General features: G+C 68.3%; 13 protein-coding genes and 1 pseudogene. 4 read left to right on the top strand and 10 right to left on the bottom strand.

Going from position 1 to position 16790, the window contains the following annotated elements:
• Nucleotides 1-131 precede the first annotated feature (131 nt).
• Both A4R44_RS48750 and A4R44_RS01830 read right to left on the bottom strand, forming a co-directional pair.
• Nucleotides 132-575 (bottom strand): annotated as a pseudogene (locus A4R44_RS48750) (polysaccharide deacetylase family protein); the annotation flags it as partial.
• Nucleotides 572-1582 carry a glycosyltransferase gene (locus A4R44_RS01830; protein ID WP_067575774.1) on the bottom strand — a complete coding sequence of 337 codons (1011 nt, stop codon included), beginning with the start codon at nucleotides 1580-1582 and terminating at the stop codon, nucleotides 572-574. The gene A4R44_RS01830 and the pseudogene A4R44_RS48750, both read right to left, overlap by 4 nt.
• 209 nt (nucleotides 1583-1791) lie before the next feature.
• Between A4R44_RS01830 and A4R44_RS01825 the strand changes: the two genes are divergently transcribed.
• Entirely contained in the window at nucleotides 1792-3276 is a 1485-nt protein-coding gene (locus A4R44_RS01825; protein ID WP_067575772.1) for an LCP family protein, read from the top strand.
• 421 nt (nucleotides 3277-3697) lie between these two features.
• Here A4R44_RS01825 and A4R44_RS01820 read toward each other — a convergent pair whose 3' ends face one another.
• A complete protein-coding gene (locus A4R44_RS01820) occupies nucleotides 3698-4831 on the bottom strand; it encodes a thioester domain-containing protein (RefSeq protein WP_232791462.1) in 1134 nt (377 codons plus the stop codon).
• Nucleotides 4832-5125: 294 nt separating this feature from the next.
• Here A4R44_RS01820 and A4R44_RS01815 point away from each other — a divergent pair, with 294 nt between their 5' ends.
• Nucleotides 5126-5944 carry a TIGR02569 family protein gene (locus A4R44_RS01815; protein WP_067575768.1) on the top strand — a complete coding sequence of 273 codons (819 nt, stop codon included), beginning with the start codon at nucleotides 5126-5128 and terminating at the stop codon, nucleotides 5942-5944.
• Here the strand turns inward: A4R44_RS01815 and A4R44_RS01810 are convergent.
• The gene (locus A4R44_RS01810; protein WP_067575766.1) at nucleotides 5937-6830 is read right to left on the bottom strand and encodes a 2-hydroxyacid dehydrogenase; all 894 of its coding nucleotides are present in this window, start codon (nucleotides 6828-6830) and stop codon (nucleotides 5937-5939) included. The two genes, A4R44_RS01815 and A4R44_RS01810, sit on opposite strands and share 8 nt — an antisense overlap.
• A complete protein-coding gene (locus A4R44_RS01805; RefSeq protein ID WP_067575765.1) occupies nucleotides 6827-8104 on the bottom strand; it encodes an MFS transporter in 1278 nt (425 codons plus the stop codon). The genes A4R44_RS01810 and A4R44_RS01805 overlap by 4 nt, the downstream gene beginning before the upstream one ends.
• Before the next feature lie 120 nt (nucleotides 8105-8224).
• Here A4R44_RS01805 and A4R44_RS01800 point away from each other — a divergent pair, with 120 nt between their 5' ends.
• Nucleotides 8225-8965, top strand: coding sequence for an IclR family transcriptional regulator (locus A4R44_RS01800; RefSeq protein WP_067575763.1), 741 nt, complete (start codon nucleotides 8225-8227; stop codon nucleotides 8963-8965).
• A gap of 40 nt (nucleotides 8966-9005) precedes the next feature.
• Here the strand turns inward: A4R44_RS01800 and A4R44_RS01795 are convergent, their stop codons facing one another.
• The gene (locus A4R44_RS01795; protein ID WP_232791461.1) at nucleotides 9006-9923 is read right to left on the bottom strand and encodes a trypsin-like serine protease; all 918 of its coding nucleotides are present in this window, start codon (nucleotides 9921-9923) and stop codon (nucleotides 9006-9008) included.
• A gap of 718 nt (nucleotides 9924-10641) precedes the next feature.
• Entirely contained in the window at nucleotides 10642-11265 is a 624-nt protein-coding gene (locus A4R44_RS01790) for a TetR/AcrR family transcriptional regulator (protein WP_067575761.1), read from the bottom strand.
• Nucleotides 11266-11361: 96 nt separating this feature from the next.
• On the opposite strand from A4R44_RS01790, the gene A4R44_RS01785 reads away from it, so the two are divergent.
• Nucleotides 11362-11868, top strand: coding sequence for an SgcJ/EcaC family oxidoreductase (locus A4R44_RS01785; protein ID WP_067575759.1), 507 nt, complete (start codon nucleotides 11362-11364; stop codon nucleotides 11866-11868).
• A 4-nt stretch (nucleotides 11869-11872) separates the two neighbouring features.
• Here the strand turns inward: A4R44_RS01785 and A4R44_RS01780 are convergent, their stop codons facing one another.
• Genes A4R44_RS01780 through A4R44_RS01770 form a run of 3 tightly spaced genes read right to left on the bottom strand, consistent with a single transcriptional unit; the run spans nucleotide 11873 to nucleotide 16767 of the window.
• Nucleotides 11873-13438 (bottom strand): amidase, encoded by a 1566-nt coding sequence (locus A4R44_RS01780; protein WP_067575757.1) that lies wholly within the window; start codon nucleotides 13436-13438, stop codon nucleotides 11873-11875.
• Nucleotides 13439-13450: 12 nt separating this feature from the next.
• On the bottom strand, nucleotides 13451-16021 hold the full coding sequence (locus tag A4R44_RS01775; RefSeq protein WP_095213191.1) for an FtsX-like permease family protein: 2571 nt from the start codon (nucleotides 16019-16021) through the stop codon (nucleotides 13451-13453).
• Nucleotides 16022-16026: 5 nt separating this feature from the next.
• Nucleotides 16027-16767, bottom strand: a complete 741-nt coding sequence (locus A4R44_RS01770) for an ABC transporter ATP-binding protein (protein ID WP_067575744.1) — start codon at nucleotides 16765-16767, stop codon at nucleotides 16027-16029.
• Nucleotides 16768-16790: the final 23 nt, after the last annotated feature.

The raw sequence follows: 16790 nt of genomic DNA, 5'->3' as shown, positions 1-16790 counted from the left end.
ACGTCGGAGTCGTGCAGCAGAATCGTGCCGCCGCCGGTCAGTTTTCGGCACACGGTGCGCACGACTGAGCGCGGAGTGGCGCGACTGGTCCAGTCGAATCCCCAGGTACTCCATAAAACGGGCTGAAGTCCGAGCATTCGTGCCGAGACCAAGGCACTCGCGCTAAACACTCCGTACGGCGCGCGCAGCCACTGTGGTCGCGTGCCGGTGACGAGTTCGATCAGGTCGACGGTGTGCGCCAGTTCGTCGTGAAGGGCCTTCGGCGAGCGGCGCAGGAAGCAGCGGTGATCCCAGCCGTGCACTGCGATCTCGTGCCCGGCCGCGGCGATCTCCTGGCCTAGTTCCGGCGCGGCGGCCAGTTCCCGGCCTAGCACGAAGAAGGTCGCACGGACGTCCAGTTTTTCGAGCACTCGCAGGAATCGCGGCGTTGACTCCGGTTTCGGGCCGTCGTCGAAGGTCAACGCCACGTGGCCAAACTCGCCTCGTCCGGCAAGCCGGGGCGTTCTCAGCTGCGGTACGAAGAACGCGGCTGGTGCTCCGTGCACAAGGGCCGCCGCGGCGAGACCGCCGATCATCCGACCGCCTTGACCGGTCGGGGCAGCAACCACTCCAGTGCCTCGGCCAGCTCGCTCGGCGAACGGACCCACGGGACGATGCCGTCATTGTGCAGCACGGCGGCGTTGGCTCGGCCGTGGCCGGGCAGGCAACGGTAGGTCAGCACGGGAAGGCCGGTCGCGAGCGCCTCCGACGTCGTCAACCCGCCCGCGTTCTGCACCACGACGTCGCACGCGCGCATCAGTTCCGGCATCCGGTCGACCCAGCCGAATACGTGCCGGTGTCCGGTTTTCCGCAGTTTTTCCGCCAGCGCTTCGTTGCGCCCGCACACTACGACCGGCTCGATGAGTCCGGTCGCGAGAAGGTCGCCGGCGGTCTGTCCGATTTGGCCGACGCCCCAGGATCCGGCCACGATCAACGCGAGCGGGCCGTCGTGCGGAAGGCCGAAGGCGAGCCGGAGCCGCAGCCGTTCGGCGATTCCGGCCGCGGGCCGGAAGGCGGGCGCGACCAGCGGGCGCGAGACGAGCGTGCGATCGGCTCCGAGCACTTGGGCTTGGCGGGCGGCGGTTTCGTTGGGAGCGACGGTGAGCGTCGCGTCCGGGCTCACGCACAGCCGGTGCACCGACGGGTCGGTGAGGTAGACGACCAGCGGCGCGGTCAGTTCGTGCGACCGCCGCAGCCGGGCGACCGCGAGCGTGGCGAGCGGATAGGTCGACACGACGACATCAGTGTCCTCCCCCAGCAGTTCGCGCAGCCGGGGCGTGGCGAGGCCGGCGAACCGGCGGGCGGCACCAGCCAGCGCGGGGGTGCCCAGTGCGCTGAGCAGCCAGTCCCAGCTGCGCGGGACCGTGTTCAGCTGCTGGCGGTAGGCGCCGCAGAGCAGCTCGCCGAGTCTTCCCGGCAGCAGATCCAGGAAATCGGCTCTGACGACGTGCGCGCCGCGGCCGGAAAACCACCGGTCCAGCTCCCTGGCGGCACCGTCGTGTCCCGCTCCGATCCGGGCGGACACGATCACCACGCGGGCCATCGGGCACCTCTTTCTACCTCTACATGTTTGTAGTAAAACTACATCGCTGTAGAATCAGAGTCGCGGCCGGGCCGCCCGCGGAGATGCACCCTCGGTCCGGCATTCCGGGCACCCTCTCCGCAATTTGGGGGAAGCGGCAACCCGTCCAGGTGAGACGCCCGCTACCGTGGGTCTTTCGACCACCGGATGTGGCAGGAAGAGGAACCCCGATGCGTCGCAAGACTTCCAGCGCGCTCCGCGTCGCCCAGGTGCTCCTGGCCGTAGTTTCGCTGCTGGTCCTCGGCGGCACCGCGTTCGCGTGGTCGAAGCTGAACCAGATCACCGACGGCCTGACCAGGTCCGATGTGATCGGCTCCGGTTCGAACTCGCCGATGGACGAGCAGAACATCCTGATGGTCGGCCTCGACACGCGCACCGACGCGGAGGGCAATCCGCTGCCCGAGGATGTGCTCGACCAACTGCACGCGGGCGGTGCCGAGGACGGCGGCGACACGACGGACACGATGATCGTCGTGCACATCCCGGCAGGCGGCGGAAACGCCACGGCCATCTCGATCCCGCGTGACTCGTATGTCCAGCTTGCCGGGAAGTTCGGGAAGCACAAGATCAACTCGGCTTACACCTATGGGCAGACTGCCCGGAAGAACGAGCTGAAGGCTCAGGGGGAGTCCGGGGCCCCACTGGAGACAGACTCGGCTCAGGCTGGGGCCAAGACGGCGATTGAGACCGTTCAACAGCTGACGGGGTTGACCATTACGCATTATGCCGCGGTTAATCTGGCTGGGTTCTACTACGTTAGCCAGGCCGTTGGCGGGGTTCCGGTTTGCCTTAAGGCTCCGGTTCGGGATTCCTACTCTGGGGCGAATTTTGCGGCCGGACCGCAGAATGTTGCCGGGGCACAGGCGTTGCAGTTTGTTCGGCAGCGGCATGGGTTGCCTAATGGGGACCTGGATCGGATCAAGCGGCAGCAAGTTTTCATGGCCAGTATGGCCAAGACTATTCTTTCCGCTGGGACGCTTACCGACCCAGGCAAGTTGGATGCGTTGATCGGGTCGGTCAAGAAGGCTGTCGTTGTTGATACCAACTGGGATTTGCTCGGGTTTGCTCAGCAGCTGCACGGGATGAGCGCCGGGAGCATCAACTTCGTTACCGTGCCGGTGGTCAGCATTACGTTGAAGACGCCCAATGACGGCGATGCGGTGCAGGTGGATCCTCAGCAGGTGCAAAAGTTCGTACGGGAACAGACCGGGGCCGCGACCTCCGCTCCGCCGTCTTCCGCGCCGCCGTCTTCGGCTGCTGGGGATCCCGCGTTGGCGTCCTATGTGGTGGATGTGCGCAACTCGTCCGGGGCGGACGGGTTGGCCAATCGGGTGGCGGACAAGCTTGCTGCTGCCGGGTACCAGCGGGGATCCGTGGCGAACAGTGCCACTCGGCGGACTTCTACTGTTTATTACGGTCGGGGGCAGCGTAGCCAGGCTGAGGCTATTGCCACGAAACTGGGCGGGGTTGCGGTGGCTTCGGACAGTTCTTTGGACAAGGATCATTTCCGGGTTTATTTGGGGCAGAAGTATTCGGATGATTCCGGGGTGCATCCAGCTTCGGCTCCGGCGGTGATGGAGCCTCCTGCTGGGAATGCTGAGGGCACCGGGAGTGTGCCGGAGATTACTGCTGATGGGGTTACTTGTGTGAACTGACCCGGCTCGTGCTTCGCACATCGCGGGTCGGTCGTGCGGCGGGGCACCCCGAAGCTTGATTGTGCTGACGGTTTGAGGGTGCTTGTCAAGGCGGGAAAGATGCCTTGACAAGCACCCTCANAAGCCAAAATGCGGTTTGAGGGTGCTTGTCAAGGCGGGAAAGATGCCTTGACAAGCACCCTCAAACCGCATTTTGGCTTCGTATCGGGGTGCGGGGGGGTGGTGTGGGTGCGCCGTTCACTGGGTGCACCGGCTGCGGTTTCCCGTGGGGGGGCCAGCTGTCCGTGAAGGGCCCCGGCACGGACCCGTTACTGGTCGTGCGGGGTGGCCCTCACGTACCTAGCGGAGGGCGGGGCGGGGACGCAAAACGGGCCGGTCCGCAGAGGACCGGCCCGTTGCTGAAGCAGGGTTATGCGTTAGATCAGGCGTTGCTGCGACGGCGGCGAACCACCAGGATCATCGCGCCGCCCGCGATCACCAGGGCTGCGCCGATGCCGATGGGCAGGGCGGCGTTCACGCCGGTGTTCGCCAGCGGGGTCTGGCCCGAGTTGTTGCCGCCGGCCGCGGGGGCGGTCGTCGCGGGCGCGGTGGTGACCGGGCCCGTTTCGGTCCAGGTGCCGGTCGCGGCGGCCTGGACGCCGCTCTTCTGCGACTGCGCCACGATCAGCGACTGCGCCGGGTTGTCGTCGTAGTTCTTGGCCACGAACAGACGACCGGTGTTGACGTCGCCCGCGGCCTTGATCGCGAGTTCGGCAGTGCCGGGCTTCGCGTCCTTCGGGACGTCCAGGAACAGCTTCGTGCCGTTCTTGATCGCCGAGGACTTGATCTCCTCGCCGTTCTCGCCGACGACCTTCACGCCCTCGGGGAGCTTGCTCGTGAAGTCGGTGACGCTGCCGGTGGTCGCGACGGTGAACGGGCCGATCTTCGTGCCCGCTTCGCCGGTCGCCTTGGCCGGAGTGATGCTCAGCGCCGGCTTCGTCTCCTCGACGCCGGTGTTGGCGTCACCGGTCAGGTAGTTGTACAGCGCGAGAACGTCGGCCGCCTCGTCCGCGGAGCCGTTGCCCAGCGGGTTCTTCTCGTCGAGGTCCTTCGCGTCGCTGTAGTGCCACACCGCGGCCTGGGTCGCGGTCAGCGCTTCCTTCGTGGACAGACCGTCGTGGAGCTTGGCACCCTTGTCGGTCAGCGTCTTCTCGAGGGACGCGACGTCCTCGGACGGGTAGCTGTGGTGCAGCACCCAGTTGATGTTCTTGTTGTTCTTGCGGAACGGCGACTTCGCGTCGGGGTAGTCGTTCCAGCCGTGTTCGACCATGGTCTCGCCGAACCGCGCATTGACCTCGATCTGCACGCAGTACATCTTCGAGACGGCGCCGTCGGACAGCTTCAGGTTGAACAGCGTCGTCTGGACCTTGCCCTTGCCGGCGATGTTGACGTCGAAGCCCGACGCACCGCCGCGTTCCAAGGTGCCCGAGGCCGCGCCGCTGCGCGCCGAGGGGGCGTTGTCGTCCGCGAGGGCGACCGGCGCGGCGATCATGAGCGCCGCTGCCGCGGACGCCACCGCAGCCCCTCCCCGGACCAGAATTGACCTGCCGTGCATGCTTTCTCCCATCCAGTCCCGAACACGAACGACGGACCGCGTGAGACCACATCTCCCCGACCACGACGGCCACCAATTCGGGTGAAGAATCCACCCAGTCAAGCGATGGCGAAGCATACACAGGGCTCACATGCGCACCGTGAGTGGTCCCCTGAAGGCGCTTTAGTACCACCAGTCGGAGTCGTTCTTCCCCTTGCGTTGCTCTGGGTAAATATGCAAGGAGCTGCGGAAACCCGAGAGAAAGGGCACGGAACGGTGCACAAGCAACCTCCGGCGGACGTGCTGGCCGCGTTCGGCTGTGCCGAGGTCCCGGTCCGGCTGGAAGGCGGGAAAGGCGGCACCTGGCGCGCCGGGGACATCGTGCTGAAACCGGTGGAGTTCGCTCCGGAAACGCGGTGGCGGGCGGCAGCGCTCGCCGAGGTGGCGGAGTCGGCGGAGTTCCGGATCGCGCGTCCGCTGCGGGCTCGCGACGGGGAATGGATTGCCGGGAACAGGACATCCGCCGGACAGCCGTCGCTCGGCTGGGAGGCGAGCCGACTGGTCACCGGCCGCCCGGACACTTCCCGGCCCGACGACGTGATCCGGGCCGGGATCGCGTTCCATCAGGCGATCGCCCGGCTGCCGCGTCCGGGCTTCCTCGATTTCCGTACCGATCCGTGGGCCATCGGAGACCGGATCGCCTGGGCGGAACTGCCGCCCGAAGGCTCGGAGACCGCGCACAGCCTCCTCCGCCCGTTGCTCGATGCGCGCCGTCCGGTCGAGTCGGCCGCGCAGGCGGTGCACGGCGATCTTCCCGGCAACGTCCTGTTCGCGCCGGGACAGCCGCCCGCAGTGATCGACTGGGCGGTCTACTGGCGTCCCCAGGCTTGGGCCGCCGCGGTGGCGGTCGCCGACGCGTTGTGCTGGTACGACGCGACCCCCGGCCTGATCGGCCGCTGGGCGCAGCTGCCGGAATGGCGGCAGCTGCTGATCCGCGCGCTCGTCTACCGGATCGTCACGCACGACCTGGCCGGGCACTGGACGCCCGGCCAGGTCACCGCCTACCAGCCCGCCATCGCGGCCGTGCTCAGTTGACCAGGTTCTCCAGCGGCTCGCCCTTCGCGTAGTGCGCGAGCTGCCGTTCGGCCAGCCGCTTCGCGCGCGGGTAGAACGAGTCCGAACCGCCGGCGATGTGCGGGGTGATGATCGCTCCGTCAAGGGTCCACAGGGGATGGTCGGCGGGCAGCGGCTCCGGGTCGACGACGTCGAGCGCGGCGCGCAGGCGACCGGCGGAGACCTCTGCGGTGAGCGCGCCGGTGTCCACGGCGGTGCCGCGGCCGACGTTCACCACCAGCGCCGTGTCCGGCAGCAGAGCCAGTTCCGCGGTGCCGAAGAGGCCGCGCGTCTGCGGGGTGTCGGGCAGGACCAGCACCACGATGTCCGCGGTCGGCAGGAGCTCCGGCAGTTCGGCGATGCCGTGCACGCCGGGGCGAGCGGTGCTGGCGACCCGGACCACCTCGGCCTCGCCAGCCTCCAGGTACCGCTCGATGGCGCGGCCGATCGAGCCGTAGCCGACCAGCAGGACGCGGCAGTCGGCGAGCGAGCGCGTGTGCACCCGGTTCCACGAACCGGCCTGCTGCTGCGCGAACCAACGCGGGAAATACCGTTGCGCGGCAAGGATGAGCGCGAGCGCGTGCTCGGCGACACTGAGATCGTGCAGGCCCCGGCCGTTCGCCAGCTGCACCCCGGACGGGACGAGCGGCAGCAGATTGTCGTAGCCGGCGGAAAGCGTCTGGACCGCGCGCAGTGACGGCAGTTCCGGGATGAGCTTCGCCGCCGCCGGGCCTTGGTCGTAGGGCAGGACGTAGAACTCGACGTCGTCGAGGCCGTCCGGCGGGGCGCCGCGGCCGTCCCACCCGACCGCGTTCAGTTCGGCCGGAACGGAAATGTCGGACCAGGGCACCAGTACACGCGCGGTCATGCTCGCCTTTCCTTCGTCTTCACCGGAACCGCGAGCACCAGCACCGCGGCTGCGGCCATTGTCCCCGCCAGCATCAGGAACGCGGCAGCCGTGCTGCCGGTGGCGGATTCGAGCCAGCCGACCAGGTAGGTCCCGAGGAACCCGCCGAGCGCGCCGGCGGCGTTGACCACGGCTACCGCCACCCCGGCGGTCCGCTGCGGCAGGAGTTCGGAAATCATCGCGAAGAACGGACCGTACGGCGCGTACAAGGCCACCGCGGCGATCGCCAGCAGCACGAACGCCCACCAGAAGTGCTGCTTGCCCAAGAGGTACGAACCGTAGAACGCGACCGCGCCGGCGAGCAGCCACGGCCATACGAACCGCCGCCGCGCCCCGGACCGGTCCGAGCCGCGCGAGTTGATCAGCATCGCCACCACGGCGAACGCGTACGGGATCGCCGACAGCAAACCGGTCGCGCCGATTCCAGCCGACGAACCCGCCTTGACGATCGACGGCAGCCAGAACACGAAACCGTACACCCCGATGCTCCATAACAGATACTGCGCCGCCAGCAGCAGAACCGCCTTGGACCGCAACACTTCCCGCACCGGACGCTCAGCCGGTTCCGGCAACCGCGCCTGTTCCGCGGCGATCGCGCTTTCGACCGCGTCGCGATCGGCCGGGTCGAGCCACGGAGTGTCGGCAGGCCGGTCGCGGACCTGCGCGCGGAACACGAAAGCCCAGATCAGCGCTGGAATTCCCTCGATGATGAACATGCCGCGCCAGGACGTCGCCTCGATCAGATAACCGGACGCCGCCGACAGCCACATCACCGTGACCGGATTGCCCAGGATCAGAAAAGCGTTGGCACGGCCGCGTTCAGCCTTCGTGAACCACCGTGCGAGCAGCACGACGAGCGCGGGCAGCACCGCCGCTTCCACCGCGCCGAGCAGGAACCGGACCACGATCAGCACCGGCACCGAACTGAGCAGGCCCTGCGCGGTCGCCAGGACGCCCCACGCGAGCACCGACCAGAAGATCAGGCTGCGCACGCTGCGACGGTCGGCGTAGAGCACGCCCGGGACCTGCAGCAGGAAGTAGCCGAGGAAGAAGGACGCGGCGATCAGGCCGGACGTCGTGCGCGTGAGGTGCAGTTCCTCGGCCATGCCGCCCGCGGTCGCGATCGAGAAGTTCGACCGGTCGAGGTAGGCGAGGCTGTAGGTGACGAAGACGATCGGGATCAGCCGCAGCCAGCGCTGCCTCCCGAGCGCGCCCGCCTGCTCGACGGTGTTCATCCGGTACTCCTGTCGCCGCTGACCCAAGTCCTTGACGAGCTTTCCGTAATATGGAAAGCTATTCCGCAATACGGTGAGAGGCAGTGTGCGTTGCCGCGCCCGGGACGTCAAGGGGGTCCGATGGCGGACATGGTGGGCAAGGCTTTGCGGGTGCTGTCCCTGCTCGGCGGCTACCCCGAGGGCGTGTCGCTGTCCGAACTCGCGCGCGCCGCCGGGTATCCGGTGAGCACCACGCATCGGCTGCTCAGTTCCTTGCAGAGCGAGGGATTCGCGCGCAATGACCCGGTGTCGAAGCGGTATTCGCTGGGGCTGCGGCTGTTCGAGCTTGGCCAGTCGGTGTCGCAGGCGCGCGGGTTCGCCGGCGTCGCGCTGCCGGTGATGCAGAAGCTGTCCGCGGAGACCGGCGAACCGACACTGCTGGCCGTGCTGGACGGGCACAACCAGGTTTACGTGCACTCGGTGCAGGGGTCGCAGCGGCTGCAGATCCGGGGCGAACCGGGCGCGCGCGGGCCGTTGCACTGCACTTCGATGGGCAAATGCCTGGTCGCGTTCGCGGCGAACCGGGAAGAGCTCGTCGCTTCGCTTGAGCTGCCCGCGCTGGGCCCGCGCACGATCACCGGGCGAGAGGCTTTCGCGGCGGAGATCGCGGCGGTGCGCGAACGCGGTTTCGCGATCGCCGACGAGGAGCACGAGGAAGGCATCCGCGCGGTCGGCGTTCCGATCCGGACCCCGGACGGAACTGCGATCGCCGCGTTGTCCACCGCCGCACCGGCTTATCGGCTGACGGTTGCTCAGCTAGCGGAGTTCGTGCCCGCTTTGCGTGCTGCCGCACGGGAATTGGCGGCGTTGTTGCCCCGGTGAGGTCGTGCGTGTTTATCCCGGTGCTAACCGGGATCGCCACTCACGACCCGATCTCGCCCCGGATCCACGAGACGAGCTGGTCCACGCGCGCCGCGGTTTCGATGCCGGGCTGCGGACAGTCGGGGCCGAAGTTCTCGACCGCGATCAGCGTGTTCTTGCCCTTGACCGGCACGAAGAACGGCGAGCCCGAGTCGTCCGGGCATGGGCTGTTCTCGACGGTGCGCTTCTTCAGCGGTTCGAGGGTGATCTCGTTCTTGCGCACCTGGTCGACCTGGAAGTCGCCGCGTTTGATGTGGTCGGTCTGCACGACGACCTTCGAGGACAGCGAACCCCAGCCGACGAACGTCGTGTGCTGGCCGGGATCGGGCGGACCGTCCGGCAGCGCGAGCGGTTCGATGTCGGTGACCGGCTCGGACAGTTTGGCCAGCGCGAGGTCGTTGACCGCGGACTGGCGCGTGTCCACGACCGTCAGCACGTGCCCGCGCGGATCGGAATCGGTGAGCTTCCCGATCGCGGCGGTCATCGTGTAGCCGGGCTTGCCGCTGACGCGCGTGCCGTCGAGGTCGTGAAAACAGTGGCCGGCGGTGACGATCCATTGCGGGGCGATCAGCGAACCGCTGCACCCGCCGGTGCGCACGCCGCCGCCCTTCTCCGGAATGTCCTTTGAGGACAGTTTGACGCTGAACGGGGTCGGGTGATCGGGCAGCCCGGGCGGCCGCGCGGAGGACTTGCCGGTGTTGCCCGCGCCGCCGCTGACCGTGCTGCTGGCGTTGCCCGCGTTGCCGCCGGCACTGCGCGCGACAGCGACGTTCGACACCGGCTTGGCAGTCTCGGCCTCCGCCGTCCGGTGCAGGCCGACGTAAGCCCCGGCGAGCCCGGCCCCCAGGACCGTGGCAGCCGCCAGGGCACCCAGCCGAAGGCTCGCCCGCTGAGCGGAACGTGACTTTACGTGCACCACGGGGTCCAAGATAGCGAAGTTGTTAACCCGAATGAGTGAGTGTGCCCAATTAATCCGGTGACCCGGGTAGAAACTGACCCACTCGATACGCCGGGTCCGGGTTTGGTCACGGAATGCTAACGACGCGGCGGTGTTTTGCCTGGAGGTTGGACCGTTTGGCCGCTGGGACCGGATTGTGGGAGTTGCTCCCGATCAGCGGGACACCTGCGAGCGCGGGGTTTGGTTCAGGCGGCCTCAATGCGGGCTTCTCGGTTGCGCAGCGTGCGGTGGGGTTCGCGGCAGTGGTCGCCAGGTGCCGCGAAGCACCAACCCACGAGGCGCGGCGGCGGGTCCTCTCTCCGCGGAGGTCTGTGTAGGGCTGCTTGAGGGAATCTGATTCCTTCAAGGAGCCCTACACGGACCTCGCCACCGCGCGCCAGTCCGCCGCGGCAGCCCCTGCGGGCGCAGCCGCGAGGCGGGCGAGAAGCTGCCCTCGNNNNGGGAATCTGATTCCCGCAGGGTTCCCCTCACAGACGCCAGCGGGAGCGGGAGCGGGAGCGGGAGCGGGAGCGGAGAAAGCCTCGCTGCGGTGCTGCGCATCACCGCAGCGAGGCCGCGCACCACAGCTACCGGGAAACCCCAATCCGGCTTTGGGCGCATCCCACGCACCCAAAGCGGTATCCAGTGCATCCCACACACCCAAAGCGGCATTGGGGCACCAGCTCGCCACGGCAGAGGCTCAGTCCAGCAACGCGAGCCGGTCCACCAGCACCGCCAAAACCCCGTCCGGCCAGGGGAACATCGGGGCCGCCGGGCGGAGTTCGGCTAGGCCGTGGAGTCCGGCCCACAGCGCAGTCGCGTCGGAGAACGCGGAGGTGCTGCGTGAGAGGCCAGCGTCCGCGCAGTCCTGGACCGCTTGTGCCAGCAGGGCGAAGACGTCCTGTCCGATCTGCTCCGCCGCCGGGGTCATTTCCGGGTTCTCCGCGGCCCGCGCGGCGTTCCATACGCCGCCGAACAGGATGCGGTAGCGCTTCGGGCGTTCGAGGGCGAAGTCGAGGTACGTCGTGCACACCGAGCGCAGCCGCGCGTCCGGCTCGTCCATCTCGGCCAGTTCCGCCTCGATCCGCCCCTTCAGTTCGGCGAACGCTTCCCGCACCACGGCCAGCAGGATCTGGTCGCGATCGGTGAAGTGCCGGTAGATCGACGGGGCCGCGATGCCGATCCGCCGGGCGACCGCGCGCAGGGTGACCGCGTCTTCGCTGCCGCCTTCGTCGAGGATCTCGGCCGCTGCTCGCACGATCTCCTCCCGCAACCGGGAGCCTTCGCCGCGGCGGTTCCGGGAGCGTCCTTCTGCTGCGTTCACGCCCGCAAGCTTACAACCGTTAGCGATATGGGTTTACACATGTTAGGTTATGGCCATATGGTTACAGCTGTAAGTCGAACTTGAGGAGGAAAGGCCATGAAGAAGATCGTTGTGAGCGGAATCGCGGCTGCGCTGGTCGCGGGCAGCGCGGTCAGCACCGCGCAGGCCAGCTCCCGGATTCCGCACGTCGTCAAGGCGTGGGCGGAGGCCTGGAACGCCGGCGACGCCGCCGAGATGGCCTCGCTGTTCACCAACGACGGCACCTACCGGGACAACGCGTTCCAGGTCGCGATGAGCGGGCGGCAAGGGGTCGAGAACTGGGTCAACATCACCGAGAGAAGCATCCGCGACGCGCACGTGGACGTGCGGGACGCGTTCCGCTCCGGCGATCGCGTCGCGGTGCGCTGGACATTCTCCGGCACCGACACCGGAGCGTTCGACAAGACCCGGCCCGCCACCGGCAAGTCGTTCCGTGTGCCGGCCAGCACGCTGATCGACCTCCGGGGCGAGCGGATCCAGCAGGTCACCGACTACTACAACCTCGCCGACGTCCTCCGCCAGGTCGGGCTTCCGGCGGGTCCGTGGACGCCGCCGGGCAGCTGACCGGCTAAGCAGCGGGCAGGTACCGAGGTGCCTGCCGCGCGTGTGCCGCCTGCTCGTACGCGTAGGCGAAGCTGAGCAGCTGCGCGTCGCGGTATTTCGTGCCCAGAAAAGAGATTCCGACGGGCAGCGGTCCCGCGAAGCCGGCTGGCACGGTGATGTTCGGATAACCGGCGACGGACGTGTTGCGGGTGCTGCTCAAGAACCTCGGGTCGCCTGGGCGGTCCAGCGGCGAGGCGGGCAAGCCGCTCAGGGTGACGATCGCGTCGAGACCTTTCGACGCCAGTACGTCGTCGATCGACCGTTGCGCGATGCCGGTCGCGGCGGCGCGGTGGCGGCGGTAGGTCTGGTCGTTCAGGTTGCTGCCGGCCTTGTTCGCGTCGATCAGCAAGCTTTGGCCGAACAGCGGCATTTCGACGTCGCGGTGCTGGTCGTTGCAGGCGATCAGCTCGGACAGGTTCCGCGGGTGATTGCCGGGGGTCGCGGCGAGGTAGGCGTTCAGGTCGTGGTTGAACTCGGTCAGCAACGCGGGGAAGAGATCCGGTTTGACCGACCAGGAGACGTCCTCGACCTCTGCCCCGTCGACGACCGTCGCGCCGAGCGAGCGCAGAGTGTGCACTGTGGACTCGAAGACGCGGTCGGCTTGTTGATCGATGCCGGCGTGCCCCTTTCGCCAGACGCCGATGCGCTTGCCGCGCAACGCATTTCGGTCCAACCGCAGGTCATTCGGAATCGCTGAAGCGGCGGCCGCCGAGGCGGGGTCGGCTGGGTCGGCACCGGCTAGCACGGAGAGGGTGAGTGCGGCGTCGGTGACGTTGCGTGCGATCGGGCCGGGGGTGTCGTGCTGGGCGGTGACCGGCACGACGCCGGTGCGGCTCACGACACCGAGGCTGGTTTTCACGCCAACGGTCGAGGTCGCGGCTGCTGGGCACACGATCGAGCCGTCGGTCTCGGTGCCGATGGCGACCGTCGCGAGACCAGCCGCCGCGGCGACTGCCGATCCGCTTGAGGAACCGCACGGGCTGCGGTCCAGTGCGTAGGGATTGCGGGTCTGGCCTGCGACGCCGCTCCAGCCTGGGATCTGCCCGATCGAGCGGAAGTTCGACCATTCCGACAGGTTCGCTTTGCCGAGCACGACAGCACCGGCGGCGCGCAAGCGCTGGACCAGGAACGCGTCTTTCGCTGGCCGCGAACCGAGCATCGCGGTGGATCCCGCGGTGGTGGTCTGCCGGTCCGCGGTGTCGATGTTTTCCTTCAGCAGCACTGGAATTCCTTCCAGGGCACTGCGGGAGGCGTGGGTCCGGCGGCGAGAATCGCTTTCCCTCGCCGCCGCCAGCGCGTCCGGATTGGTTTGCACGACGGCGTGCAGTGTGGGGTTCAGCTCTTCGATCCGGCGCAGGTATCCGCGAGTGAGTTGCTCCGACGTCAGTTGCCAGTGGTCCATGGCGCGCTGCAAATCGGGAATCGTGGTTTGGTCGAGGAAACGAGACGGCGCGGCGTCCGCCGCGGCGGGCAGGAGCAAGCCCGCCGCGGTGAGAACCGCCACCGAAATCCGTTTCAGCGAAGTGCGCATTGTTCTTCCTTCTTATTCGCGGAGGCCGATGGCGTCAATGGGCTTGGCGCGCAAGGTGACCCGAGTGGACAGACCGAGCGAAACCAGGCTGAGCAAGAAAGCTCCGGCGATGATTCCGCCGAACACCGCGGGCGTTCCGGACGGCAGCGGGGTGTCTCGCAGGGCGAGATTGAGAATTGCCAACGGAATTGCCGCCACCACGGTGCCGAGCAGTGCCGCGATGCCCGCGGTCGTCAACGCTTCCAGGCGCATCATTCGCACGACCTGGCCTCGCGTGGTGCCGATCAGCCGCAGTAAGGCGAATTCCCGCGAACGCTGCGCGGTGGTCATCACCAGAGTGTTGGCCACCGAAATCACCACGTAGCCGAGGATTACGCCGACCGCGACGAGGTTCAGGTAGAACTGTTGCTGTGCCGAAGCGCTTTCCAACGCCGAAACTGTGGAGCCGGGCGTTACGGTGAGGCCTGGGTAACGGGCGCTGAGCTCGCGCAACGCGGCGGTCACCGCGGCCGGATCCGCGTTCGGGTCCTGGCGCACCAGAACGGAACTGTCCATCCGGTCCCCGGTGTGCTCGCGGGCGAGATCGGCGGGCAGCACGTACTCGCCGAACGCCTGGTTGTGCGTGTAGACCGCGACCAGTTTCACCTTCGCGGGACGGCCGTCGCCGAACCAGAAGCCGACCTCGTCGCCGATTTTCTTGTCGTACCAATCGGCTTCGCCCTTGCTCATCGCGACAGTGTCGCCGCGCAGGTCGGCCAGGTTCCCGGACACGACACCGAGGTCGAGCACGCCGCGCACCTGGTCGCCGTTCAGGCCCTGCGCCGGATACTTCATGACGCGCAGCCGCCGGTCCTCCTTGACCGTGGTGACGACGTCGGTGCGGATCACCGAGGTAGCCGCCGCGACTCCGGGGATCGCCCGCGCCGCCGCGGCGACTTCCGGCGACAGCGCGCCGGTCGTGCTCGTCAGGACATGGTCCGCGGTCGTCGACCGGACCGCCTGCTCCTGGGTGGCGGCGGCGGACGACGTCTGGCTGTAGAACATCGAGAGCGCGAACGCGACCGCCAGCAGCACCGGGGTCACCGCCGACGCGAGCCGCCGGGCGTTGGCCTGGTTGTTCGCCGCGGCCAGGTAGCCGCTGATCCGCGAGACGCCGGAGTACACCGGGCCGATGATCCGGGTCGCGAAGGCGATCACCTTCGGCCCGAGCAACGAGAGCCCGATCACGACCACCAGCGCGGACATCGAGGAGGCCGCGAGCGCGCCCGGGCCGGTCACGTACATCGGGACGGTCGAGCCGCCGAAGCCGAGCACCACCAGCAGCCAGCCGAAGAGAAGCCGGGTCCGGCCGAGTTCGCGGCGTTCCACGGCCGCCTCGCCGAGCGCTTCGATCGGACGGATCGACGACGGGCGCCGTGCTGCCGACCACGCGGCCAGCCGTGCCGCGCCCAGGCCGAGCAGGAACGCGACGACGAGCGGAAGCGGGCCGATCGCGAGGCCGAAGTCCGCCGGGATCACGCCGACCGCGGCGAAGGAGTTGCGCAATCCGTAGCCGACGGCCACGCCCAGACCCGCGCCAAGCACTCCGGCGAGACTCGCGACCAGCATGGTTTCGGCGCCGATCAGCTTGCGGATCTGCTTCGGGGTGGCGGCGATCGCCCGCAGCAGCGCGAATTCGCGCCGTCGCTGGTTGATCACCAGTGCGAGCGTGCTTGAGACGACGAACACCGCGACCAGGATCGCGAACCCCCCGAACGAACCCGCGAGCGCGAACAGCAGCACCCGGGTTTGACTCACGTCGAGGAATTCGACCGTGCTGCGTTCCATCCCCGCGGTCACCGTGACCGGTTCGCCCTTGACCGCCTCGCTGACGCGGTCTTCCAGATCGCCCGTCGATGCTCCAGCAGCGGCGAGCACGCCGATCGCGTGGACCTGCCCCGGCTTCCCGGAAAGATCAGCGGCGCGCGCGGCGGAGAAGAACAACGCCGACTGCCGGGTCAACCCGTTGCCGGACTGGGGCACGGCGATGCCGGTGACCCGGAACTCCATCGGCGTGGAACGGGTCGAAACCCGCACTGTGCTGCCGACCGAAACTCCGCCGCGGGCAGCCAGTTCCGCGTCGAGAACCACCTCGTTCGCCGCTTCCGGAGCGTGCCCTTCCCGGAGGGAGAACGGGGCCAGCACGGCCGCGTCCCAGTTGTGTCCGCGCGACGGAGTTCCGTTCGGGCCGGTGAGCACCTTGCCGCTGGAGGTCACGACGTTCGCCGGGAAGTCCTGCTCCGGCACTGCCTGGCGCACGCCGGGCACTGCCGCGATCCGGTCGATCAGCGTCTCCGGCACCGTGGTCTGTTCGGTGACCTGCTCGGACTCGCCGAAATCCGATCCAGGCGGTTTCGTGGTCTGCGGTCCGCCGACCACCACGGCCGCGTCGGCGTAGCGCTGGGTCGGGACTCCGGCGCGCAGGCCGGACTCCAGGAGAATGCCGCAGCCCGCGACGAGCGCGGTGCCGCAGAGAATCGCGATGAACGCACCGACGAACCCGCTCAGCCGGGCCCTCGTCGTCTGCCAGGCCAACGACCACATGGCGGTCACCACTCCCCGAGGTGGGTCAGCCGCTGCGCGACCCGCTCCGGGGTCGGCTGCGGGAGGTGGCCGGCGAGCTTGCCGTCGGCGAGGAACAGCACTCCGTGCGCGGCGGACGCGGCGACCGGGTCGTGGGTGACCATCAGCACGGTCTGGCCCATCTGGTCGACCACGGTGCGCAACAGGTCGAGCACCTGACGCGCGGTGCGGGTGTCGAGCGCACCAGTCGGTTCGTCGGCGAGCACGACCTCGGGCCGGGTGATCAGCGCGCGGGCGATCGCGACGCGCTGCTGCTGGCCGCCGGACAGTTCCGCCGGGCGGTGCTCCAGCCGCTTCGCGATGCCGACGCCGTCGACGATCTCGCGCAGCCAGCGGGCGTCCGGCTTCTTGCCTGCCAGGCGCATCGGCAGGGTGATGTTCTGCAGCACATTCAGCGACGGCAGCAGATTGTAGGCCTGGAAAACGAACCCGATCCGGGTCCGGCGCAATTCGGTGAGCGCTCGCTCCCGGAGTCCGCCGAGTTCGGTTTCGCCGAGCAGCACCTTTCCCGAACTCGGCCGGTCGAGCCCGGCCGCGCAGTGCAGGAAAGTGCTCTTGCCCGACCCGGACGGCCCCATGACCGCGGTGAACGAGCCTCGCTGGATCCCGACCGACACCCCGTCCAGCGCGGTGACCGCGCCGTCGCCGGAGCCGTAGATCTTGCGCACCGCTTCCAGCCTCAGGGCGGGCGTTCCGCCTGTGTTCATCTTCGTGTCGCTCCTCGGACCAG

The organism is Amycolatopsis sp. M39, assembly GCF_001651785.1.
GTDB lineage: Bacteria > Actinomycetota > Actinomycetes > Mycobacteriales > Pseudonocardiaceae > Amycolatopsis > Amycolatopsis rubida.
Note: the sequence above shows the minus strand (reverse complement) of the source record. Positions and strands in the feature narration are given on the sequence as shown.

Excerpts from the sequence above, each read along its gene's own strand:
- A4R44_RS01830 (WP_067575774.1), bottom strand. The coding sequence starts at position 1,582 with ATGGCCCGCGTGGTGATCGTGTCCGCCCGGATCGGAGCGGGACACGAC.
- A4R44_RS01825 (WP_067575772.1), top strand. The coding sequence starts at position 1,792 with ATGCGTCGCAAGACTTCCAGCGCGCTCCGCGTCGCCCAGGTGCTCCTG.
- A4R44_RS01810 (WP_067575766.1), bottom strand. The coding sequence starts at position 6,830 with ATGACCGCGCGTGTACTGGTGCCCTGGTCCGACATTTCCGTTCCGGCC.
- A4R44_RS01805 (WP_067575765.1), bottom strand. The coding sequence starts at position 8,104 with ATGAACACCGTCGAGCAGGCGGGCGCGCTCGGGAGGCAGCGCTGGCTG.
- A4R44_RS01800 (WP_067575763.1), top strand. The coding sequence starts at position 8,225 with ATGGCGGACATGGTGGGCAAGGCTTTGCGGGTGCTGTCCCTGCTCGGC.
- A4R44_RS01785 (WP_067575759.1), top strand. The coding sequence starts at position 11,362 with ATGAAGAAGATCGTTGTGAGCGGAATCGCGGCTGCGCTGGTCGCGGGC.
- A4R44_RS01780 (WP_067575757.1), bottom strand. The coding sequence starts at position 13,438 with ATGCGCACTTCGCTGAAACGGATTTCGGTGGCGGTTCTCACCGCGGCG.
- A4R44_RS01775 (WP_095213191.1), bottom strand. The coding sequence starts at position 16,021 with ATGTGGTCGTTGGCCTGGCAGACGACGAGGGCCCGGCTGAGCGGGTTC.
- A4R44_RS01770 (WP_067575744.1), bottom strand. The coding sequence starts at position 16,767 with ATGAACACAGGCGGAACGCCCGCCCTGAGGCTGGAAGCGGTGCGCAAG.